Here is a 23,464-nt window from a genome sequence, read left to right on the forward strand (position 1 = left end):
TGACGCACATTCCCTTGCGCGCCGGGTGGATAATTTTCAGACTAATCGCTTTCGTCCGCCAATATCCGTTAGAGCCAGGGTCAGATCAGCATGTAATACCAGAACAGGGCGATTTCGTCTTTTTCCGGTAATGCGTTGTAGAGGAAACGATCGTATCCGCCTAACGTAAAGCCATAATGACGGTAGAACAGGCAGGCAGAAACATTCACATTCTGGGTTTCGAGCCTTAATCCAGCCGCGTTGACGCTGCGCGCCCACACGTGTGCGGCCGCCATCAATTTTTGCGCCGCGCCAGCCCTGCGTTTCGTGCGCTCAACGGCAATATAGTCAACGGCGATAAATTTATTCCAGCTCATTGACGCGGTGATAAAACCGGCAATTTCTCCCTCATCTGTTTCGGCCACAAGAAATATGGCATCCGGATTAACGCAATGATTTTCAAGGGTCTGCATATCGAGCTCATACGTTTTACGATAAGGCACGGCGACAGCGTCGATATGCAAATCACAATGTATAAAAGGCTCCCGCGCAACGTGACTGACGGTGAATGAAAAGTCACAGCATTCAAGACGTGCGAGGTCGGTATTTAATCCTTTTCGAATCTGCATGGTATTCCTTGTGGCGAATATTTTTATAAATAATAGATGAAGTCATTAAAACCGCTGGCGTAACACTCTTTTGATCCTGAACTAAGCTTGTACTTCATTCCGCGTAAAATGTGGGTCATTCGAGGACAATGAATGGAATTCAGGACATTTCAAAAACACTGGGGTGCTGAGTTTATTTCCAATGACGTTGTACGTTTTCGCGTCTGGGCAGAAGGGCAGAAAGAACTTACGCTACGTCTGGCAGAAAACGACTTGCCAATGACGGCGGTCGGCAATGGCTGGTTCCAGATTGAAGTCCCCGGCGTCACGCACGGCACAGAGTATCAGTATGTTTTGCAGGACGGCATGGCCGTTCCCGATCCGGCGTCGCGCGCCCAGGCTGGGGATGTTAACGGTCCCTCGGTTGTTATCGATGCCAGACGGTATCCGCCCGGCAACCGCGAGTGGGCAGGGCGTCCGTGGGAAGACACGGTGATTTACGAGCTGCACATCGGCACCTTTACCCCGGAGGGCACCTTCCGGGCCGCCATTGAAAAACTGCCTTACCTGGCTGAACTTGGCATTACCCAGATTGAAGTCATGCCCGTCTCACAGTTTGGCGGATCGCGCGGCTGGGGATATGACGGGGTATTGCTGTATGCACCGCACGCTGCCTATGGCACGCCAGAAGACTTCCACGCCTTTATCGATGCTGCGCATGGGCTTGGGCTTTCTGTCGTGCTGGATATTGTGCTTAACCACTTCGGCCCGGAAGGCAATTATCTGCCTGTGCTGTCACCCGCGTTTTTCGACGCGGAACGGATGACGCCCTGGGGCAACGGGATTGCTTACGAGGCTGAGCCGGTCAGGCAATACATTACCGAAGCCCCGCTGTTCTGGCTGACGGAATACCATCTTGATGGATTACGGTTTGATGCTATCGACCAGATTGAAGACGCGTCGGATAAACATATCCTGCAGGAGATTGCCGAACACATTCGCGAGGCTATTCCCGGGCGGCAGATCCATCTCACCACCGAAGACAGCCGTAACGTTATCTTCCTGCATCCGCGTGACGCACACGGTGCGACCCCGCTTTTTACCGCGGAGTGGAACGATGACTTTCACAATGCCGCGCATGTCTTTGCCACCGGCGAAACGCATGCGTACTACCAGGATTTTGCCTTTGAACCGGAGAAAAAACTCGCCCGTGCTCTGACGGAAGGTTTTGTCTATCAGGGCGAGGTTTCTCTCCAGACCGGCAAATCGCGCGGCGTGGAATGTCACACGCAGCCGCCACAGTTTTTTGTCGATTTTATTCAAAACCACGATCAAACCGGCAACCGCGCTCAGGGAGAGAGACTGATCGCCCTCGCGGGGGCCGATAAAACACGGGTGTTGCTTGCTGCACTGCTGCTTTCGCCCCATATTCCGCTGCTGTTTATGGGGGAAGAGTTTGGTGAAACCAATCCGTTTTTGTTCTTTACCGATTTTCACGGTGAGCTTGCTAAAGCAGTGCGAGAAGGGCGCGCAAAAGAGTTTACCGGCCATGCCGGGCACGATGCGTCCGTCCCCGACCCGAATGACGTGAAGACCTTTGTTCGCTCCAAAATTGACTGGAATAAGGTCGCCACCGATGACGGTAAAACGTGGCTTCGCTTCACGCGAACGCTGCTGACGTTGCGCCATCGTCATATCGTTCCGTTACTGCGAAAGGGCGTCACGGTGGAGAGCAAAGTCATCAGAACGGCACCCGGCATGATTGCAGTGAGCTGGCGATTCCCGACCGGAACGTTGTCTCTGGCGTTCAATACCGGCAATAAGGCTGTTGATGTGCCTGCACTGGCAGGAGAAACGCTCTTTAGCTGGCCGGAGGTGAACGAGGTGTTACCGCCGAACAGTATTGTTGTTCGCTTTGCTGATGGAGAAGCATCGTTATGATCCCTTCCGCGACCTACCGTATTCAGTTCCGTAACGGCATGACGTTTGACCGTGTCGTGGAACTGGTGCCGTATATGAAAGATCTCGGCATCAGCCATCTTTACGCCTCACCTGTGTTCACCGCCACGACCGGCTCTACGCACGGCTATGACGTGACCGACCCGAATGAAATCGACCCCGCCATTGGCGGACGAGAAGGATTCGACCGTATGGCGGCCGCGCTCAGGCAGGCGGGAATGGGCTTGATACTGGATATTGTGCCTAACCACATGTCGACCTCGCTGGAGAATCACTGGTGGCGAGACGTGATTGAGCATGGCAAACAGAGCCGCTACGCACGCTATTTCGATATTGACTGGTCACGGCCGCTTACGCTGCCGTTTCTGGGCGACACCTTTGAGGCGGAGCTTGAGAAGGGCGCCATCACTGTAAAACGTGACCCTGTCACGGGCAAAGCCGCGCTGGTCTACTACGACACCGCCTATCCTCTTAACCCGGGTACCTTTGTGGAGGGTAAAAGCATTGCGGCGCTGCACGAGGCCCAGAGCTGGAGGCTGATGTCCTGGCGTGAAGCCCCGAAACAGCTCTCGTGGCGGCGTTTCTTCGAAATCACCGGCCTGGTGGGCGTGCGGGTTGAAGACGCGTCGGTATTTAGTGATACACACCGATTGATCCTTGAACTGGTTCATTCTGGCGTCGTTGACGGTCTGCGAATTGACCATATCGACGGTCTGGCCGATCCGCTGGGCTATCTGCAGCGTCTGCGCCAGGCAACCGGACCGGCCTGTTACATCACGGTTGAAAAAATTCTCGCCAAAGGGGAACAGCTGCCCGTCGAATGGCCAGTCTCTGGCACCACGGGGTACGAGTTTATTGCCTCGCTGGCGGAAGTTCTGGTGGACGACAGCCGCCTTGACCGCCTGGAGAAAATCCATGACGACACGCTCGGGGAAACCGTTGATCGGTTTGCAGCGTTACGGGATGCCAAAGGGCTAATGACCGATCGCAATTTTGAGGGCGAATTCACTACCCTGTTAACTATCGCCACCGATCTTGCCCGACGCAATGCGGTTGAACTGCAACCCGACGAGATCCACCATGCGTTGCGCGAGTTGCTGATCGCGTTTCCGGTGTATCGGACCTACGGCACCCGTGAAGGATTAACCGCCTCTGACGTGGCGCTGCTCAATCGCGTTGTCGCAAGCGTTAACACCTCTGAAGCGGCCCTGAGCCTGATCGTGTGCATTCTCACCGGCGATCTTCCTGAAAATTGCCACGACGACGCGGCTCGTTTCAGAACCCGCTTCCAGCAGCTCACCGGGCCACTGATGGCGAAATCCGTGGAAGATACGCTGTTCTTTCGCCATAACCTGGAGCTGGCGCTTAACGAAGTGGGGGCAGACCCGACGCCGCGCGCCTTTTCGCTATCGCGTTTTCATCAGGAAATGCGCATCCGTCTTGCCCGTCAGCCTGACGCCTTACTCGGGACATCCACCCATGACACGAAGCGCGGTGAAGATGCCCGGGCACGCCTCTATACCCTGACGGAAGCGCCGGAACAATGGGGCGAAAATCTGGCCCGCTGGCGGCAGATGAATCAAACCCACGTGCGTTTTCTGAGCGACGGTACCGCGCCGAACGCTGCCGATACCTGGATGATTTATCAGGCTCTGGCCGGCGTCTGGCCCGCCACGCTGTCACCTGACGATGTCGACGGGCTGAAATCACTCGAAGAGCGCTTCCTCGGCTTCCTGGAGAAAGCGCTGCGCGAAGCCAAACAACGCACAGACTGGATAGACAGCAACGAAAGCTATGAGAGCGTGGTGCTGAGCTATGCCCGGCATCTGCTTTCACCGGACAACACGCTGTTCCTGAAGGATTTCAGTGAGGCGATGCAGCCTTTTATCCGTGCAGGGCTGATGAACAGCCTCAGCCAGACGGTGATCAAACTTACCGCACCCGGGGTACCGGACATCTATCAGGGCTGCGAAGCGCTTAACTTTAGCCTTGTCGACCCGGATAACCGACGGGAACCGGATTTCCCCGCGCTGGTGCACCACCTCAGCACGGCGGATGCCGGGGTATTTGCCCGCCCGGAATGCTGGCGAGACGGAAGCGTTAAGCAATATGTCACCGCCACGCTGTTACGGCTTCGTCCACATTATGCCGCGCTATTCCATTACGGTGACTGGCTGCCACTGAAGGTGAGCGGCGAGCGGGCGGAGAACCTGATTGTTTACGCACGCGTGAAAGACGAGGAGGCGCTGATTGTTGCCGTGCCGCGGCGGGTCTTCGACGTGACAACCCATGAAGCACTGTGGGCCAATACCACTATTGCTATACCCGATGCGCTGGCAGGAAAACGCTACCGGGATCTGTTCACCGGTGAAAGCCGGGTTCTGCAAGAGACGCTGGATGTAACGTCTGAAACGGGATGCTTAATGGTTCTGCTTACCTGCGAATGATCGTGGAGAACAAAAAATGCCAAAGGATAATACGTTTGAAATTCGGGCCGGTCATGGCCAGCAGCAAGGCGCAAATTATGACGGGAAGGGGGTCAACTTTGCGCTGTTTTCAGCACATGCGGAGCGAGTTGAGCTCTGTCTGTTTGACCCTTCAGGAAAAACCGAAATCGCCCGGCTGGAGCTGCCGGAATATACCCATGAAGTGTGGCACGGCTATGTGCCGGATCTGAAGCCTGGCGCGCTGTACGGCTATCGTGTCTACGGCCCCTATGACCCGGAAAACGGGCATCGCTTCAACCCCAATAAACTGCTTATCGATCCGTATGCCCGTGAACTGGTGGGCGATATCGACTGGAACGACGCCCATTTCGGCTATGAGCTGGGTCATGACGATCTCGACCTCAGTTTTGATACCCGCGACAGCGCGCCGTTCACGCCAAAATGCAAGGTCATCGACCCCAATGCTTTTGACTGGCAGGATGATAACCGGCCAACCATTCCGTGGCCGAATACCGTTGTGTATGAGAGCCACGTGAAGGGCTTTACCCAGCTTAACCCGGCGATCCCGCCTGAACTTCGCGGTACGTTTGAAGGGATGGGACACAAAGCCTCGGTCGATTACATCAAAAGCCTTGGCATCACCTCGGTTGAACTGCTTCCGGTTCACTGGTTCCCGGACGATCAACACCTGCTCGACAGGGGGCTGAAAAACTTCTGGGGCTACAACACGCTCGGCTTCTTTGCGCCGGCGTCACGCTATTACGGTCCGGCGGGGATCCAGGGTTTTCGCGATATGGTGCGCGCCTATCATGACGCAGGCATCGAGGTGATCCTTGATGTTGTCTATAACCACACGGCAGAAGGCAATGAGCTCGGCCCAACGCTGTCGTTTAAGGGCATCGATAACTTCAGCTATTACCGCACCTTACCCGATCAACACCGGTATTACATTAACGACACCGGCACGGGGAATACGGTGAATACCTCCCACCCGAGAGTGCTGCAGATGGTGATGGATTCACTGCGCTACTGGGCCGAATCGATGCATATTGACGGTTTCCGTTTCGACCTCGGGACAATTCTGGGCCGTGAGCCCGAAGGCTTTGATCCGCGCGGTGGCTTTTTCGATGCCGTCACGCAGGATCCGGTGTTATCCCGTCTGAAGCTGATTGGTGAGCCCTGGGATATCGGCCCCGGCGGTTATCAGGTCGGCGGCTTCCCGCCAGGCTGGGGGGAGTGGAACGACAAATACCGCGATACCGTACGTGAGTACTGGAAGGGCGATAACGTGTCTAACGACTTCGCCGCGCGCCTGCTCGGTTCCGGTGACTTGTACGACCTGCGCGGACGCCGTCCGTGGGCCAGCATCAACTTTATTACCGCCCACGACGGCTTTACGTTGAACGACCTGGTGTCTTACAACGAAAAGCATAATGCCGACAATGGTGAAGACAATAACGACGGGCACAACGATAACCGGTCGTATAACTACGGAGAGGAAGGGCCGACAGAGAATCCGGATATTATCGCTACCCGGGAGCGGCAGAAGCGTAATTTCCTCACCACGCTGTTGTTCTCTCACGGCACGCCAATGCTGCTGGCCGGGGACGAGTTTGGCCGTACGCAAAAGGGGAACAATAACGGGTATTGCCAGGACAGCGAGATCTCCTGGATCGACTGGAAGGGGTTATCGGAAAACGACACCGCCCTGCGCGACTTTACCCGCCATCTGATTGCCCTTCGCGCGAAACAGCCATTGCTGCGGCGAGAAAGCTGGCGCGACGGACTTGAGATCCGCTGGTTTAACGCCGGCGGCGGCCCGCAGCAGGATGAGCAGTGGGATGAAGGTTCAACCCTCGGCGTATCCATCAGCAGACCGGACCTCAGACAGGAGCCGGGCCTCTGGCACGATGTGCTGATGCTGTTTAACCCGTTTGAAGGCACCGTGCCGTTCCAGATCCCCCAGTTTGGCGAAGGAGGCTGGGTACTGGAACTCTCCACGGCGGATGACGTTGTCCCCGGGACGGTCATCACCAAAGCCGTGGAATACCATCTGGCCGGACGAAGTATTTCGCTTTTCAGACGCCCTTAACTACAGCGATGCCGCCGCCCGCGCGGCGGTGTCATACAGGGAAGATATGGTCCGGAGCAACTGCGCGGTGTCACCAATAGACGCTCCGGAAATCCCGCTCTCCGCATGGATATTGATCAGGCACGCTTCCCGCACGTCGCGGTATTTCATGCATAGCGCTTTCCCTTCCTCCGTCGTTGAGAAATAGAGCTCTTTTCCGGCTTTTTCACTCGTCACGTAGCCCGCCTTGACCAGCTTCTTCAGTGCATACGTCACCACATGGGTATCTTCCACGTTCAGGACAAAACAGATGTCGGCCAGCTTTTTCTTGCGATCGCGGTGGTTCACGTGATGCAGAAGCGAGACATCAAAAGCGCCCATATCTGGCTCACCGGCTGCGGTCATGCAGCGCACCATCCATTTGTTAAACGCGTTGCTGGTCATGATCAACGCGTACTCCAGCTCTGATAATTCCGCGCAACGTTCCGATACCAGATGGCGAGAGGACACGATACGGCCATCGGTTATATCGTCGTGATTTGATGATCCAGCACTCTTCTTTGCAGTCATAACGTTCCTTACGGGGGGTGACGTTGGCCCGGAAATGTAAACTCATCGATAAAATAAGAACATTTTATTGATAAATTGTTTACATGTTTTTGTGGTTCAGATATAGCTTTTTAGTGCAGGTTCTGCGGAGCCTGACGCAAAACACAACATCGCGCGCCGCACTGCATCCCGCTTCGCCATGATGCGAAGTATTAAAAAAATAGCCGCCGGCGCGCAACGCTCACTTTGGATAGGGTAAACGTTTATGGACGGTTCGACACTGTTGCCGCTCATCGGTATACCGGTGGTGGTTATTGGTTTTGCTCTGCGTTTCAACCCGCTACTGGTGGTTGTGGTGGCGGGGCTGGCTACCGGACTGCTGGTTGGCATGGATTTTGGGATGTTGCTGGAGACCTTTGGCGAGAAGTTCGTCAACAGTCGTTCCCTGGCAACCTTTATTCTGATCCTGCCGGTTATTGGCCTGCTGGAATATTACGGGTTGAAAGAGCGGGCGCAGGCGTGGGTGGCAAAGATTGCCAGCGCCACCTCGGCACGTATTCTGATGCTCTATTTTGTGGCGCGTGAAGGGACGGCCGCGCTGGGATTGATGTCGCTGGGTGGGCATGCTCAGACCGTTCGTCCTCTGCTGGCACCGATGGCCGAAGGCGCAGCGCTCAATGAGTATGGCGAACTGCCGCAACATATCCGGGACAAGATCAAAGCGCATGCCGCGGCGTGCGATAACATCGCGGTTTTCTTTGGCGAAGATATTTTTATCGCGTTTGGCGCGGTGCTGCTGATCGACGCTTTCCTGAAAGAGAATGGGATACAGGGCATTGAACCATTGCATATCGGTCTGTGGGCCATTCCGACCGCCATCGCGGCATTGATTATTCATATGACGCGCCTGTTGCGTCTGGATGCCAGCATCCGTCGTGACGTTATGTCCTGGCGCGCTGAGCAGGGTACACAGGAGATCGCGCCATGATGACCCTGATCACCATTAACCGCGTGTATTACCTGATCGGCTTTGTCGTGATGCTGCTGGTCGTGATGACCCTGCGCGATCGCGCGAATCCTAAACGTTTTACCACCGCGCTGTTCTGGTTCCTGTTCGGCGGGATCTTCCTGTTTGGTGACCTGATGGTGCAGGAGCTGGGCAAATCCCTTGCTTATCGAATTATCGGCGGCTGCGTCATTGTGATTGCTCTGCTGGCGGGCTTTGGTCTGGTCGGGAAGGGGCATTATAAAATGGCTACCGATGCCGAGCGCGAAGCCTCGTCAACGCGGCTGAAAAACTGGCTTTTCCTGCCTGCGCTGATGATCCCGGTGGTTACGGTGATCGGGACATTATTCCTGAAAGGGGTGTCGATAGGGGGCGTATTCCTTCTTGACCAGAAACAGCTCACGCTGGCGGCACTGTGCGTCGCCTGTGTGGCGGCGATCCTGACCGGCTGGTGGCTGACCAAAGGCACGCCATTGCAGGCTATTCGCCAGTCCCGACGCCTGGTCGACACCATTGGCTGGGCGGTGATTTTGCCACAGATGCTGGCCATGCTGGGCGGGGTATTTGTGGTGGCGAACACCGGCGAGTCAGTCCAGAAGGTCGTAAGCCTGTTTGTGAACCCCGATAGCCGGTTCATGCTGGTGGTGATTTACTGCGTGGGCATGGCGCTTTTCACTATGATCATGGGCAACGCCTTCGCGGCATTCCCGGTGCTCAGCGCCGGTATCGCCTTGCCGTTCCTGATTAACGTTCACCATGGTAACCCGGCACCGCTGCTGGCGATTGGCATGTACGCGGGCTATTGCGGCACGCTGATGACGCCGATGGCGGCCAACTTTAATATCGTTCCGGCCGCGCTGCTGGAGCTTAAAGATAAGTACCAGGTGATCAAGATCCAGATCCCAACGGCGTTAACCCTGCTGGTGGTCAACGTGTTCTTAATGTATTTCCTCGTTTTTCGCTAAGCGCGGCAACGATCTAAGGAGCTGATATGGAATTAACGCAACACCAGGCCGACGCGTTTGCCCGCATGCCTTTGACCTATTTACGCCAGGAATATCCGAACCACATTATGCACCTGCTTAATGATGACGGTGATGTCCTGCCACCTCGCGAACTGCACCCCATTTTTTATGGCTGCTTCGACTGGCACTCGGCGGTGCACGGCTACTGGCTGCTGCTGCGCTGCGTGCGGCTTTACCCTGAACTGTCGTGCCGGGATGAAATTGTTGCCCTGTTTGATGAACACATCACGCAGGAGAAGGTGGCGAAAGAGCTGGCCTATTTCAATGCACCGTTTCGCGCCTCGTTCGAGCGCCCTTATGGCTACGGCTGGCTTCTGGCGCTGGCGCAGGAGCTGAAGCAATCCGCGTTACCTCAGGCCGCCAGCTGGTATCAGACACTGCAGCCGTTAACGCAGGACATTCGCGACAGACTGGTGGATTACCTCAGCAAGCTCACCTATCCGATCCGTGTCGGTACGCATTACAACACCGCTTTTGCCCTGGCGCTGGGGATTGATTACGCCCGTGAAGTGCAGGATAACGCCCTTGAACAGGCTATTCTGACGGCGGCGACGCGCTTTTATCTGGCTGACACGCATTACCCGGCCCACTATGAACCGGGTGGTGATGAGTACATTTCCGGCGCGCTGACGGAAGCGCTGTTGATGAGTAAGGTGGCGGAGCATTTCCCGGCGTGGTTTGACGCCTTTCTTCCTGATGTGGGGTCTGTTTCGGCCCTGATGCACCCGGCAGAAGTGAGCGATCGTACCGACCCGAAAATTGCCCATCTGGATGGGTTAAACCTCAGCCGCGCCTGGTGCATGAAGCATATTGCCCGCGCGCTGCCGGATAACCATCCGGGACAACAGGCGCTGCGCGAGGCAGTCAACCGACATCTGGCGGCAAGCGTCGAGCATGTGGTGGGAAGCCACTACAGCGGTGGACACTGGCTGGCGAGTTTTGCGCTGCTGGCGCTGGAGTAAATCACAGGTGCAGCGCGTAGTGCGCTGCACCGTGTTTATGCCGTAGCCTGACGCGTGGCGCGCAGCCGGCTCACGCTAAACACGACAGAAACCGCCGAAGCAATGACCGCAATCCACAGTGAATAATGAACGGCCCGATCGTCAAAAGCCGGCTGATTCTGCGTTGTGGCCAGCAGAACGCCGACCACGGCAGCCCCCAGGCATTGTCCAAACGTCCGCACGATAGCCAGTACACCGGATGCGTAGCTGGCATACTCCCGTACCACGTTAGAGAGCATTTCCCGGTTATTGGGACTCTGGAAACAGCCAAAACCGATCCCGCACACCAGGCTTCTCAGGCAGATATTCCATGCGGAAGGGCTGGCGGGCAGTGTCGCGAGCAGGATCAACCCCACCACAAACACGATAAGCCCAAGGGTAGATATCAGCGGGGCTGAAATTGTGTCTGCCCAGCGGCCCGCATGCGGCGCGATCAGTACGATGCCTATCGGCCAGGGCGTGAACAGCAGCGCGGAGACCACCGGACTGTAGCCGTACACGCTCTGAAACAGGAACGGCAGGGCGATAAAGGTGATGCCCTGGCTCACAAACGAGGCCAGCGACGTGAGCGCGGCGAGCGTAAAGCGTCCATTGTGAAAAATAACGGGAGGCAGTATGGGGCTTCGGGCGCGGCGAATATGCCAGACAAAGGTGATGGCGCTAATCGTGGCGAGCAGCGCCCAGCTGATAGCCTCGTGGCTGATGTGGTGCGAAGCACGCTGGAAACTGTTGGCCGTCATGATCATTGCCCCCAACAGGACCGCGGAGAGCAGTGCCCCCGGGGCATCGAACGGAGAAGGATCTAAAGCCGGCTGTCGTGGTAAGGCCTTCCAGGCCAACAGCAGGGCAATCGTTCCGGGAACAAGGTTAATGGCGAATAACCACTGCCAGCGCAGTACGTCCAGGATCGTCCCGCCCAGTACGGGTGCAATGGCCGTGCTGGAGGCGATCAGCAGGGCGTGCAGTCCCAGAATGCGGCCAAGCAGTCGACCGGGAAAGACGGCGCGCAGTATCGCTGGGGCAATACTCAGTGTGGCCGCCCCGCCAATCCCCTGCAAAATCCGCATCCCGATCAGCATGTCCGGGGTGCGGGCCAGCGCGCAGCCGAGCGAGGTGAGTGTAAAGACGGCAAGTCCGGTCAGAAACACCGGGCGGTAGCCAACCCGGGCCGCCAGGGCAGCGAAGATGGCCAGAGTCATGGCCGCGGACAACAGATACCCATTGGCGAACCAGACGGCCACATTCGCGGGCACCTGCATCGCGCTTGCCATCGAAGGCAAGGCGATGTTGATCATGGTGCCATCAAAAACGCCCATCAGCGTGGTGGTCATTACCGCGGCCATCACCCGGGCGCGTTCATGGCCGGGCAATCCTTCGTCGCCGGGCTGGTTTGAAAATAGCGTCATCGTCGTAACTCCGGAAAGAATGTTGATGACGAAACTATAATCATGGGATATACAAGGCGGAAGACGCAGCAGTTGCACTGTTCAGTTGCATACAACGCCCTATCTGAGGATGCATCATGTCCGATCCGGATTTTAATTTGCTTGTCGCCCTCGACGTCCTGCTGGCCGAAGCCAGCGTGGCGGGCGCGGCGCGGCGTTTAAACCTGAGTACGTCAGCCATGAGCCGTACCCTGAGCCGGTTGCGAGAGGTGACCGGCGACCCGATCCTGGTGCGGGCAGGGCGTAATATGGTGCTGACGCCCTGGGCCGAGGCCACCCGGGAGCGAGCCCGAGGCGCCGTGTATGAGGCTAGAGCCGTACTGCAGCCCTCCACTGAAACGCTGAAGGTGGAAAACCTCGAGCGGCTGTTCACCATCAGAGCCAATGATGGTTTTGTGGTTGCATTTGGCCCATTGCTGATTGCCGCCGTGGCCGAAGCTGCGCCCGATGTGTGTATTCGGTTCTCGCCGAAGCCCGAGAAAACGTCACGCTATCTACGGGAAGGGCTGGTTGACCTGGAAATTGGCGTGCAGAGCAACATGGGACCTGAAATACGCCTGCAGCGATTATTTCAGGATCGGTTCATTGCCGCGGTGCGTAAGGGACATCCGCTGGCGGCACACCCCACGGTCAGCCTTCACGATTATGTTTCCTGGGGCCACGTGGTTGCCGCGCCCGACGGGTCGCTACACGGCTTTGTCGACGATGCGCTGGCAGAAGTGGGGATGAAGCGCAAAATTGCCAGCGTCGTGCCCGGTTTCCCGACGGCGTTATCCGTGGCGCTGGCGTCCGATCTGATCGCCATGGTTCCGGCATTGTATCTGCTGAACCAGCCGATGGCGCAGAGTGTGCATGTCTTTGAACTGCCGTTTAAAACCCGAACCATTACGGTATCGCAGATGTGGCACCCGCGAATGGAAAGGGATCCGGGGCACCGCTGGCTGAGAGAGAAAGTGCTGGACGTGTGTCGGGCTGTGCAGCAACCACTCAGTACTGGGTAACCCGCTTAGGCACGGACAAGATAAAGCGCGTCGACTGAGCATCCGATTCGACGCGGACTTTGCCATGATGCGCGGTGACAATTGACTTCACAATGGCAAGACCAATCCCGCTGCCTTCGCCTTTTCGCTGCCTGGAAGGATCCACCCGGTAAAAACGGTCAAACAGCCTGGGTAGATGTTCTTGCGGGACAGGTTTCCCGGGGTTGGCAATCATCAGCTCAAAATCGTTTTCCCGTTCGGCGATTGAGACGGTTACCGTCTTGCCTTCCGGCGTATAGCGCAGGGCATTGGATAACAGGTTGTTGATTGCGCGTCTGAACATCTGCGGATCGCCTTCGATCAGACAGGGCATCCCGTGAAACGTCAGCGTGATATGACGTTCTTCCGCCCAGGCCTCGAAGAAATCAAAGACTTTAATGACCTCCGCGCTTAAATCAAACATCACCCTGTCCGGGATCAGCTGATTGTTATCCGCCTGCGCCAGGAACAGCATATCGCTGACCATCCGGGTCATCCGGTTATACTCTTCAAGGCTGGAGTAGAGGATATCTTCCAGCTCTTTCGGCGTCCGGTTCTGGCTGAGTGCGATTTCAGTCTGGGTCACCAGATTGGTGATGGGGGTTCTGATTTCGTGGGCGATATCGGCAGAAAAATTCGCCTGGCGGGTGAACACATCTTCAATCTTTTCAATCATATGATTGAACGATATCACCAGTTGCTCCAGTTCAACCGGAACGCGCGACGGTTCCAGCCTCGCATCGAGATTTTCAGAGGTGATATTTTTAATGGCATTGCTGACGTTACGCAGCGGCAGGTGTCCCTGACGGACCGCGATTCGAATGATAAGAATAATCAGCAGGCTGATCACCACGGCAATCGCAATCAGGTTCTTTTTCAGCGCATCGAGGTAATGGAGATGGAAATTAATAGAAAGCCCGATCAGCATAACGTAATTCTGCGCTTTTCCCTGCAGCGTTGCCGTGCCTGACGAGGCGATAATCCGGTACGTGTCACTTTTCATCTCAGCGCCGGAATGACTCTGCAGGGTGGGGGCATCTACCGTCCAGAGAAACACATCCCGTGCCCGGCTGTGCGTGCTGAATGCCGCCGTGTTCACGGCAGGGCGTAACGCTGCCCCCTGCGCCGTACTGAACAACACCTCTCCACGCGCGTCGAGAAGCAGAACCGCAACGTTACGATAGCTGGCAATTGACTCTTTGATTTTACTGATTTTCTTCTCGTCCGGATCTGCCGGGGACTGCAGGATACGGTGCATCGCGGTACTGATTTGCTGCAGATCGTTGATATCCTGCTCGGCAAAATGCTTTTCAACGGAGTGCAGCATAAACCAGGTGAAGGCGAAAAATGCCAGTATCGTGGAGAGGCTGATAAAAAACGTCAGCCTCAGGGCTAATGAAAAAGGGCGTCTGGGTAATTTAACGCGCATCCGGTGCCTCCAGCATGTACCCCACGCCGCGGACCGTCTGGATCAACTTCGGCTCATAATCATTGTCTATTTTCGCGCGAAGCCGTTTGACGGCGACATCAATCGCGTTGGTGTCGCTGTCAAAATTCATGTCCCAGACCTGGGATGCAATCAGGGAGCGGGGCAGCACTTCCCCCTGGTGTCGCATAAAAAACTCCAGCAGGCTGAACTCTTTACTGGTCAGCAGGATGCGGTTTCCCGCGCGGCTCACCTTTCTGGACACGAGATCAATCATCAGATCAGCCACCTGAAACTGGCTTTCCGTGATCACCGTATTGCCCCGTCGCAGAAGCGTCCTGACGCGGGCGAGAAGCTCCGCAAAGGCAAAGGGTTTGATCAGGTAATCATCCGCGCCCAGTTCAAGACCCTTCACCCGGTGTTCAATAGTGCCAAGGGCTGAGAGTAACAGAACCGGCATTCCCTTCCCGGCGGAACGTAGCATGCGGATGATATCCCAGCCGTTCACGTCGGGAAGCATGATATCCAGAATCAGGAGGTCATACTCGGCGGTCATGGCGAGATGATATCCGGTCAGGCCATTGTCAGCGTGGTCCACCACAAACCCCGCCTCAGTCAGCCCCTTGCTGAGGTACTCCCCGGTTTTTATCTCGTCTTCAACGATCAGTATTTTCATCTTACTCCCCTGACTGGCTGCTCTGGACATTCTAGAGAGCCTCAAACCGTTATCAATGACTTACGTTAAGAATGACAACATTGTCATTATCCTGTCACCAGGCAAACAGGAAGCACGCTGTAGAGTAACCCTGGTAATACTCTGGACTTCATTTGAAACATTTACCAGGTCTGCCTGGACGAGAAGCGTGATGTGCACATTAAAACGACTTAGCATTAGCACAATATTTTTCCTGGCAGGCTGCGTCTCGCTGGCACCAGAATATGCGCGTCCGCCAGCACCGGTTCCGCAGCAGTTCTCGTTATCCCGAAATAGCCTCACGCCGGTGGTGGCGGGGTATCACGACAGCGGATGGCGTAGCTTTTTTACCGATCCTCAGGTCGCAGCACTGATCGCCGAAGCCCTGAATAACAACCGTGATTTAAAAATGGCCGCCCTCAAGGTTGAAGAGGCGCGTGCGCAGTTCAACGTGACGGATGCCGACCGGTATCCGCAGGTGAATGCCTCGTCAGGTGTGACCTACAGCGGCGGGCTGAAAACGGACAAGCCGACCACACAGCAGTACGACGCAGGGTTGAACCTCAGTTACGAACTCGATTTCTTCGGCAAACTCAGGAATATGAGTGATGCTGACAGACAGAACTATTTTGCCAGCGAGGAGGCTCGCCGTGCCGTGCATATCCTGCTCGTCTCCAGCGTGTCGCAGAGCTATTTCAGCCAGCAGCTGGCCTACAAACAACGTCGTATTGCCCGCGATACGCTAAAAAACTATCAACAATCCTGGGCTTTTGTTGAACAACAGCTGGTAACGGGCAGCACCAACGTTCTGGCACTTGAACAGGCCCGGGGGCAGATTGAAAGTACCCGTGCAGACATAGCGAAAAGAGAAGGCGAGCTGGCTCAGGCCAATAATGCCCTGCAGCAGGTTCTGGGAACCTATCGCGCGCTGCCGGCAGAGAAAGGAGGCAGCGTCGATGAGATTTCACCCGTCAAACTGCCGCCTCGTCTGCCGTCAGAAATATTGCTTCAGCGCCCGGACATTATGGAAGCGGAGTATCAGTTGAAAGCGGCTGATGCCAATATTGGCGCGGCGCGCGCCGCCTTTTTCCCGTCCATTACGCTAACCAGCGGGCTTTCAGCAAGCAGTACGGAATTATCCAGCCTCTTCACCGCAGGAAGCGGGATGTGGAATTTTATTCCGAAAATTGACATTCCTGTTTTTAATGCCGGAAGGAATAAAGCCAACCTCAAACTGGCTGAAATTCGCCAGCAGCAGTCAATCGTCAATTACGAACAAAAAATTCAGGCGGCTTTTAAACAGGTCGCCGACGCGCTCGCATTGCGGGACAGCATCAGTCAGCAACTCGACGCCCAGCAGCGTTATCTTGATTCGCTACATATCACCCTGCAGCGAGCCAGAGGTTTATATTCCAGTGGCGCGGTCAGTTACATTGAAGTGCTCGATGCTGAACGTTCTCTTTTTGCAACACAACAAACCATTCTCGACCTTATCTATTCCCGACAGGTGAATGAAATTAACTTATTCACCGCGCTGGGTGGCGGTTGGGTTGAGTAATTCCTTTTAATTACTCCATCAGGAAATCAAAAAATGAACAGTTTATTTAACGCGGTCGTACTGGGTGCACTCTCCGTTATATTTTCTGCAGGCCTGCATGCTGAAACACATCAGCACGGGGAGATGAGCACAGCAGCACAAGCCACGCCAGAGCAGGTTATCGCGGGAACCGGCGTGGTGAAAGCGGTTGATCTGAGCACTAAAAAAATCACTATCGCGCATGATGCTATTCCAGCGATTGGCTGGCCCGCCATGACCATGCGTTTCACCTTTGTCCAGGCAGACGAAACTATTCTCGCCTTAAAAGCCGGCAGCCACGTTAATTTTACGTTTGTTCAGCAGGGCAATATCTCTTTACTCAAGAGCATTAAATAGCGAGAAAAAGCATGGCCTCTTTAAGAATAAAGTTTGCTGCCGTCATCATCGGCAGCCTTATTGCAGGAGGGCTGATTTCAGTTATCGCCTGGCAGTCGGTGTATCCCGCAGAAAAAACAGAACAGACCACGACGGAGAGAAAAGTTCTTTTCTGGTATGACCCGATGAAGCCGGATACCCGGTTTGATAAACCCGGCAAATCTCCGTTTATGGATATGGATCTGGTGCCGAAATATGCCGATGAAAATGACGAAAAAAGCAGTGAGGGTATTCGTATTGACCCGACGCAGGTTCAGAACCTGGGACTCAAAACGCAGAAAGTGACGCGGGGATCGCTGAATTACGCCCAGACCATACCGGCCAACGTCAGTTATAACGAATATCAGTTTGTCATTGTGCAGGCGCGTTCTGAGGGTTTCGTTGAGAGAGTGTACCCACTGACCGTGGGCGATCATGTTAAAAAAGGGACGCCGCTTATCGATATCACCATTCCGGAATGGGTAGAAGCGCAAAGCGAGTTCCTGTTGTTATCGGGTACCGGCGGAACCCCTACCCAGATAAAAGGTGTTCTGGAGCGACTACGTCTTGCCGGCATGCCGGAAGAGGATGTTCAACGACTGCGTGCGACCCGGAGTATCCAGACCCGTTTTACTATCAAGGCCCCCATAGATGGCGTGATTACGGCGTTTAACCTGCGCGCGGGCATGAACATTACCAAAGATAATGTGGTGGCACAAATTCAGGGGATGGATCCGGTCTGGATCAGTGCGGCCGTGCCGGAATCCATTGCGTATCTTCTCAAAGACAGCTCGCAATTTGAAATTTCAGTGCCCGCGTACCCGGATAAATCGTTTGCCGTTGAAAAATGGAACATTCTCCCCAGCGTGGATCAAACTACCCGCACGCTGCAGGTCCGTCTGCAGGTCTCCAACCAAGACGAAAGCCTGAAACCCGGCATGAACGCCTACCTGAAACTGAACGCCAGGAGCCAGGAGATGCTGCTGATCCCATCCCAGGCCGTGATTGATACGGGCAAAGAACAGCGGGTGATTGTGGTCGATGCGGAAGGGCGTTTTGTGCCAAAAAACATTCATGTTCTGCATGAATCTCAGCAACAGTCCGCGATTGGCAGCGGACTGAGCGAAGGCGATTCTGTCGTGGTCAGCGGTCTGTTCCTGATTGACTCCGAAGCCAATATTAGCGGTGCGCTGGAGCGCATGCGTCATCCTGAAAAAACTGACGACGCGCATTCGGGCCATTAAGGAGACGATGATGATTGAATGGATTATCCGGCGCTCCGTCGCCAACCGTTTCCTGGTGATGATGGGCGCTTTGTTTCTCAGCGTCTGGGGAACATGGACTATCATCAATACCCCTGTGGATGCATTGCCCGATCTGTCTGATGTGCAGGTGATCATTAAAACCAGCTATCCCGGTCAGGCTCCGCAGATTGTTGAAAATCAGGTCACGTATCCGCTCACGACAACCATGCTGTCGGTACCCGGCGCAAAGACCGTGCGTGGTTTTTCCCAGTTTGGTGACTCCTATGTGTACGTCATTTTTGAAGACGGTACTGACCTCTACTGGGCTCGCTCGCGCGTTCTGGAATACCTGAACCAGGTTCAGGGCAAATTGCCTGCCGGTGTAAGCTCAGAAATAGGACCAGATGCCACCGGTGTCGGCTGGATATTTGAATATGCCCTGGTGGATCACAGCGGAAAACACGATCTTGCAGAACTGCGTTCCCTTCAGGACTGGTTCCTGAAATTCGAACTGAAAACCATCCCTAACGTCGCGGAGGTTGCGTCAGTAGGCGGCGTGGTTAAGCAGTATCAGATTCAGGTTAACCCGTTGAAGCTGGCGCAGTACGGTGTCACGCTGCCCGACGTTAAACAGGCTCTCGAATCATCTAACCAGGAAGCAGGGGGATCATCCATTGAAATGGCGGAAGCGGAGTACATGGTCCGCGCCAGCGGTTACCTTCAGTCCATTGATGATTTCAATAATATCGTCCTGAAAACGGGCGAGAACGGCGTGCCGGTTTATCTGCGCGATGTGGCCCGCGTGCAAACGGGCCCGGAAATGCGGCGTGGCATTGCAGAACTTAACGGCCAGGGCGAAGTTGCTGGTGGCGTCGTGATCCTGCGCTCGGGGAAAAACGCACGTGAAGTTATTACCGCAGTGAAAGACAAACTGGAGACGCTGAAAGCCAGCCTGCCAGAGGGTGTCGAGGTGGTGACTACCTACGATCGCAGCCAGTTAATTGACCGCGCCATTGATAACCTGAGTAACAAACTCCTTGAAGAGTTTATCGTGGTGGCCATCGTCTGTGCGCTGTTCCTCTGGCATATCCGCTCTGCGCTGGTGGCGATCGTTTCTCTGCCGCTTGGCCTGTGCATTGCCTTTATCGTCATGCATTTCCAGGGGCTAAACGCCAATATTATGTCTCTGGGCGGGATTGCCATTGCCGTGGGGGCGATGGTGGATGCCGCCATTGTGATGATTGAAAATGCGCATAAACGACTGGAAGAGTGGGATCATCAACACCCTGGGGAGCAGATAGACAACGCAACCCGCTGGAAGGTCATTACCGATGCGTCCGTTGAAGTGGGCCCGGCGCTCTTTATCAGCCTGCTGATCATCACCTTGTCGTTCATCCCCATTTTCACGCTTGAGGGACAGGAAGGGCGCCTGTTTGGGCCGCTGGCCTTCACGAAGACGTATGCCATGGCGGGCGCGGCCGCGCTGGCAATCATCGTCATTCCTATACTGATGGGGTTCTGGATCAGAGGGAAAATCCCCGCGGAGACCAGCAACCCGCTGAACCGACTGCTGATTAATGCCTATCACCCGTTATTGCTTCGCGTGCTCCACTGGCCGAAAACGACCTTGCTGGTTGCGGCGTTAACAATTTTTACGGTCATATGGCCGCTGAGTCAGGTCGGGGGGGAGTTTCTGCCAAAGATCAATGAGGGCGACCTGCTGTACATGCCTTCAACGTTACCTGGCGTATCGCCGGCGGAGGCTGCCGCGCTCTTGCAGACGACAGACAAATTAATCAAAACCGTCCCTGAAGTGGCGTCCGTATTTGGTAAGACCGGTAAGGCCGAAACGGCGACCGACTCCGCGCCACTGGAAATGGTCGAAACCACCCTTCAGCTCAAACCTGAAGATCAGTGGCGACCAGGAATGACGATTGACAAGATCGTTGATGAGCTGGATAAGACCGTGCGTTTGCCCGGCCTGGCTAACCTCTGGGTACCGCCGATCCGTAACCGTATAGATATGCTCTCCACCGGCATTAAAAGCCCAATCGGTATCAAGGTGTCTGGCACCGTTTTGTCTGATATTGATGTCACGGCACAACGTATCGAAGCGGTGGCCAAAACCGTGCCGGGCGTGGTTTCAGCACTGGCAGAACGTCTGGAAGGCGGACGCTACATCGACGTGGATATCAACCGCGAGAAAGCATCCCGATACGGAATGACGGTGGGTGATGTGCAGCTGTTTGTCTCATCAGCCATCGGTGGCGCAACAACCGGCGAGACGGTTGAGGGCGTAGCCCGTTACCCGATCAATATCCGCTACCCTCAGGATTACCGAAACAGCCCACAGGCACTGAAACAGATGCCCATTCTGACGCCCATGAAACAGCAAATTACCCTGGGCGATGTCGCTGATATTCGTGTCGTTTCCGGACCTACCATGCTGAAAACGGAAAATGCCCGTCCTGCCAGCTGGATTTATATTGATGCCCGTGGCAGGGATATGGTGTCGGTTGTAAACGACATTAAAACCGCTATCAGCCAGCACGTAAAATTAAGACCGGGCACCAGTGTCTCTTTCTCCGGACAGTTTGAATTGCTGGAACACGCCAATAAAAAACTGAAAATGATGGTGCCGATGACGGTAATGATCATATTCATTTTGTTATATCTGGCATTCCGTCGTGTTGATGAGGCACTGCTTATTCTGATGAGTCTGCCATTCGCCCTTGTCGGCGGAATTTGGTTCCTGTACTGGCAGGGCTTCCATATGTCCGTGGCGACCGGAACCGGCTTTATTGCCCTGGCCGGGGTGGCAGCAGAGTTTGGCGTGGTGATGCTGATGTACTTGCGTCATGCCATTGAAGCCCATCCGGCGCTAGCCCAGCGGGAAACCTTTACCGCGGAAGGGCTCGATGAAGCCCTTTATCAGGGGGCGGTACTCCGCGTGAGACCGAAAGCGATGACCGTAGCGGTTATCATTGCCGGTCTGTTGCCCATCCTCTGGGGAACCGGTGCGGGCTCAGAAGTCATGAGCCGGATAGCCGCGCCGATGATTGGAGGAATGATTACGGCTCCGCTGTTATCCCTGTTCATTATTCCGGCCGCCTACAAATTAATCTGGCTGCGAAGACATAAATAAACGCGCGACGATATTAAAAGGACACGCTGGAGTGTCCTTTTTTATGCGTATGGGGCAGGGCGTTATTCCCCGTATGGCCCAGTGACAGAAATGTCATCAGCCCGTCACGGGATAAACAGAGGTCGGTTTTTATAATCAATGATAATTCAGACGCCGATGCATTTATCTCTGACTTTTCATTCAGCGATATTGCAGAGCATGTAAACTTAGGAGATTCGACCATGAAAAAGATCCTGTTATCCATTGTCACCATTATGGCTGTCACCTCATCTGGCTGGGCAGCAGAAACGATCAACATGCACGACCAGGTTAATAACGCTCAGGCAACTGCGCATCAAACCATGGCTGAGATGCACAAGAAAATGCTCAAAGCTGGCCCCTGTAATACTACTCCCGAATCGGCAAAGTCTTTCTCTGCGATGAATGAGCATGAGAAGGCCGCCGTTGTGCATGAAACGGCGAACAATGGGCAGTCTTCTGCTATTCACCAGCAACAGGCAGAGAAACATCGCCGTATGAATCAGGCGAATTAACTGGCGCGTGGTGGATGTCACGGCTATACGCCCCTCGAGTGAGGGGCGTTTTCAGCATCTTTTAGAAGTTCTTCTAAAGATGCAGCCACCGCTGAGCAGTATCATGCCGATACGGAGAAGCGTTGCAGTTGGTTTGCAGACATGACCTGGCGAGGTTACAGCGCGCGAGAATGTTCTTCTCTCTGGTTATCGTTTTTCGCCATATCCATTAATAGTGCGATACCAATATAGTTACTCCAGTTAAATGCATTTTGAAGCACGACTACCGCATTGCCTTTTTGTTTATCGAAACCGATAAAGCTTGAGTAGCCGCCAATATAGCCTACCTGATAAGTAATTTTTTCCAGACCGATAAAGTCGGTGGTCCAGGCAATACCCTGTACACCGTCGGAGCGTTGAATATCGGTATTACTGACTTCAGCAAAGACGCTATCCAATAAGCGATTGTCGGTTGTCGCCACATGATAGCGGGCATACGCGGCCAGATCTTCGGCGTTACTGTACAAACTCGCTGCCGCTACCATGTTGTTGGAAAAATGCCAGTCGGGCGTCAGCTGACCGCGCGGGATGAATTTGGGCTGATCGCCAGCGTGGCCAAGCGCACGCTGCGGGTATCCCTTTAACGTCTGGGGAGTAAAACTACTGTTAGCCATTTGCAGCGGTTGAAAAATATAGCGCGAGGCTAAACTCTGAATATCTTCGCCGGTTTTGTGTTTCAGGATATAGCCAATCAGGGCATAGCCGGTATTAGAGTATTGCGGCATTTTATGCTGTGGTGCATGCCAGTTGGCTAAATAGCGCAATACGTTATCGCTATCCAGTTCGCCATAAAAGTTATCGCCACTGCTTAAATAGCTGATGAATTTTCCCAGCATCGGAACATCCATATTCTGACGGGGCAGGCCAGAGGTGTGGGTCACCAGTTCCAGTAGAGTAATTTTTTGTGCATCTGCGCTTAAGGGCGTACCCGGTGGCAGCAATGTCGACAGGTTATCGTCCCAACTCAGCCTTCCTTCGTTCACCAGACAAGCCACCACTTCCGCCGTAATCCCTTTGCTGAGCGAACCGAGGGCAAACAAGGTATTGGACCCGATCGGGTAGCGATTGGCCGCATCGGTTACGCCCCAACTGTAAAACTGCGGAGAACCGTAATTATGGATCACCGCAACCGTCATCCCGGGAACGGATTTTTGCGCCATATAGTGACGGACCACGCTATCAACGTCGCCGTCCAGCGATTTATGGGTGAGGAGTTCCTGTGTTCCTGCCGGGGAGGACATTTGCGAGAGGGTGCCACAACCGCTCAGTGACGGGATAACAAGCAGAAGCCAGCGAAAATGTTGAGTTATGTTCTGCATACCT

General features: G+C 54.8%; 18 protein-coding genes. 12 read left to right on the plus strand and 6 right to left on the minus strand.

What is annotated here, in order from left to right:
• Window positions 1-80: 80 nt before the first annotated feature.
• On the minus strand, window positions 81-608 hold the full coding sequence (locus tag L466_RS10010) for a GNAT family N-acetyltransferase (protein ID WP_020884118.1): 528 nt from the start codon (window positions 606-608) through the stop codon (window positions 81-83).
• 132 nt (window positions 609-740) lie between these two features.
• On the opposite strand from L466_RS10010, the gene treZ reads away from it, so the two are divergent.
• Genes treZ through glgX form a run of 3 tightly spaced genes read left to right on the plus strand, consistent with a single transcriptional unit; the run spans window position 741 to window position 7,085 of the window.
• Window positions 741-2,528: a malto-oligosyltrehalose trehalohydrolase gene (gene treZ, locus L466_RS10005; protein WP_032680982.1), complete on the plus strand. Its 1,788-nt coding sequence runs from the start codon at window positions 741-743 to the stop codon at window positions 2,526-2,528.
• A complete protein-coding gene (gene treY / locus L466_RS10000; RefSeq protein WP_032680983.1) occupies window positions 2,525-4,993 on the plus strand; it encodes a malto-oligosyltrehalose synthase in 2,469 nt (822 codons plus the stop codon). Before treZ ends, treY begins: the two co-directional genes overlap by 4 nt.
• 16 nt (window positions 4,994-5,009) lie before the next feature.
• Window positions 5,010-7,085: a glycogen debranching protein GlgX gene (gene glgX / locus L466_RS09995; RefSeq protein ID WP_032680984.1), complete on the plus strand. Its 2,076-nt coding sequence runs from the start codon at window positions 5,010-5,012 to the stop codon at window positions 7,083-7,085.
• On the opposite strand, the gene L466_RS09990 is transcribed toward glgX, so the two are convergent.
• Complete coding sequence (locus L466_RS09990; protein ID WP_014170092.1) at window positions 7,086-7,634, minus strand: winged helix DNA-binding protein; 549 nt, start codon at window positions 7,632-7,634, stop codon at window positions 7,086-7,088.
• 244 nt (window positions 7,635-7,878) lie between these two features.
• Between L466_RS09990 and L466_RS09985 the strand changes: the two genes are divergently transcribed.
• Genes L466_RS09985 through L466_RS09975 form a run of 3 tightly spaced genes read left to right on the plus strand, consistent with a single transcriptional unit; the run spans window position 7,879 to window position 10,606 of the window.
• Window positions 7,879-8,601 carry a DUF969 domain-containing protein gene (locus tag L466_RS09985; protein WP_014170091.1) on the plus strand — a complete coding sequence of 241 codons (723 nt, stop codon included), beginning with the start codon at window positions 7,879-7,881 and terminating at the stop codon, window positions 8,599-8,601.
• The gene (locus L466_RS09980; RefSeq protein ID WP_014170090.1) at window positions 8,598-9,584 is read left to right on the plus strand and encodes a DUF979 domain-containing protein; all 987 of its coding nucleotides are present in this window, start codon (window positions 8,598-8,600) and stop codon (window positions 9,582-9,584) included. Before L466_RS09985 ends, L466_RS09980 begins: the two co-directional genes overlap by 4 nt.
• Window positions 9,585-9,610: 26 nt before the next feature.
• Window positions 9,611-10,606 carry a DUF2891 domain-containing protein gene (locus tag L466_RS09975; RefSeq protein ID WP_032680985.1) on the plus strand — a complete coding sequence of 332 codons (996 nt, stop codon included), beginning with the start codon at window positions 9,611-9,613 and terminating at the stop codon, window positions 10,604-10,606.
• A gap of 35 nt (window positions 10,607-10,641) precedes the next feature.
• On the opposite strand, the gene L466_RS09970 is transcribed toward L466_RS09975, so the two are convergent.
• Window positions 10,642-12,051 carry an MFS transporter gene (locus L466_RS09970; protein WP_032680986.1) on the minus strand — a complete coding sequence of 470 codons (1,410 nt, stop codon included), beginning with the start codon at window positions 12,049-12,051 and terminating at the stop codon, window positions 10,642-10,644.
• A gap of 116 nt (window positions 12,052-12,167) precedes the next feature.
• On the opposite strand from L466_RS09970, the gene L466_RS09965 reads away from it, so the two are divergent.
• On the plus strand, window positions 12,168-13,091 hold the full coding sequence (locus tag L466_RS09965) for a LysR family transcriptional regulator (protein ID WP_032680987.1): 924 nt from the start codon (window positions 12,168-12,170) through the stop codon (window positions 13,089-13,091).
• Here the strand turns inward: L466_RS09965 and L466_RS09960 are convergent.
• Window positions 13,078-14,538 (minus strand): Cu(+)/Ag(+) sensor histidine kinase, encoded by a 1,461-nt coding sequence (locus L466_RS09960; RefSeq protein ID WP_032680988.1) that lies wholly within the window; start codon window positions 14,536-14,538, stop codon window positions 13,078-13,080. The two genes, L466_RS09965 and L466_RS09960, sit on opposite strands and share 14 nt — an antisense overlap.
• Complete coding sequence (gene silR, locus L466_RS09955; protein WP_032670366.1) at window positions 14,528-15,211, minus strand: copper/silver response regulator transcription factor SilR; 684 nt, start codon at window positions 15,209-15,211, stop codon at window positions 14,528-14,530. Before silR ends, L466_RS09960 begins: the two co-directional genes overlap by 11 nt.
• Before the next feature lie 190 nt (window positions 15,212-15,401).
• Here silR and L466_RS09950 point away from each other — a divergent pair, with 190 nt between their 5' ends.
• The 5 genes from L466_RS09950 to L466_RS09930 all read left to right on the plus strand — a co-directional run bounded on the left by L466_RS09950 (window position 15,402) and on the right by L466_RS09930 (window position 22,102).
• On the plus strand, window positions 15,402-16,787 hold the full coding sequence (locus tag L466_RS09950) for an efflux transporter outer membrane subunit (protein WP_032680989.1): 1,386 nt from the start codon (window positions 15,402-15,404) through the stop codon (window positions 16,785-16,787).
• A 33-nt stretch (window positions 16,788-16,820) separates the two neighbouring features.
• A complete protein-coding gene (gene cusF / locus L466_RS09945) occupies window positions 16,821-17,162 on the plus strand; it encodes a cation efflux system protein CusF (RefSeq protein ID WP_014170083.1) in 342 nt (113 codons plus the stop codon).
• Window positions 17,163-17,173: 11 nt separating this feature from the next.
• Complete coding sequence (locus L466_RS09940; protein ID WP_032680990.1) at window positions 17,174-18,424, plus strand: efflux RND transporter periplasmic adaptor subunit; 1,251 nt, start codon at window positions 17,174-17,176, stop codon at window positions 18,422-18,424.
• A 10-nt stretch (window positions 18,425-18,434) separates the two neighbouring features.
• Entirely contained in the window at window positions 18,435-21,569 is a 3,135-nt protein-coding gene (gene silA, locus L466_RS09935) for a Cu(+)/Ag(+) efflux RND transporter permease subunit SilA (RefSeq protein ID WP_032680991.1), read from the plus strand.
• A 221-nt stretch (window positions 21,570-21,790) separates the two neighbouring features.
• Window positions 21,791-22,102, plus strand: a complete 312-nt coding sequence (locus L466_RS09930; RefSeq protein WP_032680992.1) for a hypothetical protein — start codon at window positions 21,791-21,793, stop codon at window positions 22,100-22,102.
• A 155-nt stretch (window positions 22,103-22,257) separates the two neighbouring features.
• Here L466_RS09930 and L466_RS09925 read toward each other — a convergent pair whose 3' ends face one another.
• Window positions 22,258-23,460, minus strand: coding sequence for a serine hydrolase domain-containing protein (locus tag L466_RS09925; protein ID WP_032681996.1), 1,203 nt, complete (start codon window positions 23,458-23,460; stop codon window positions 22,258-22,260).
• Between the last annotated feature and the right edge of the window lie 4 nt (window positions 23,461-23,464).

Origin of the sequence: Enterobacter sp. BIDMC 30, assembly GCF_000534355.1 — a bacterium.
In the GTDB taxonomy this organism is placed as follows: Bacteria; Pseudomonadota; Gammaproteobacteria; order Enterobacterales; family Enterobacteriaceae; genus Enterobacter; species Enterobacter ludwigii.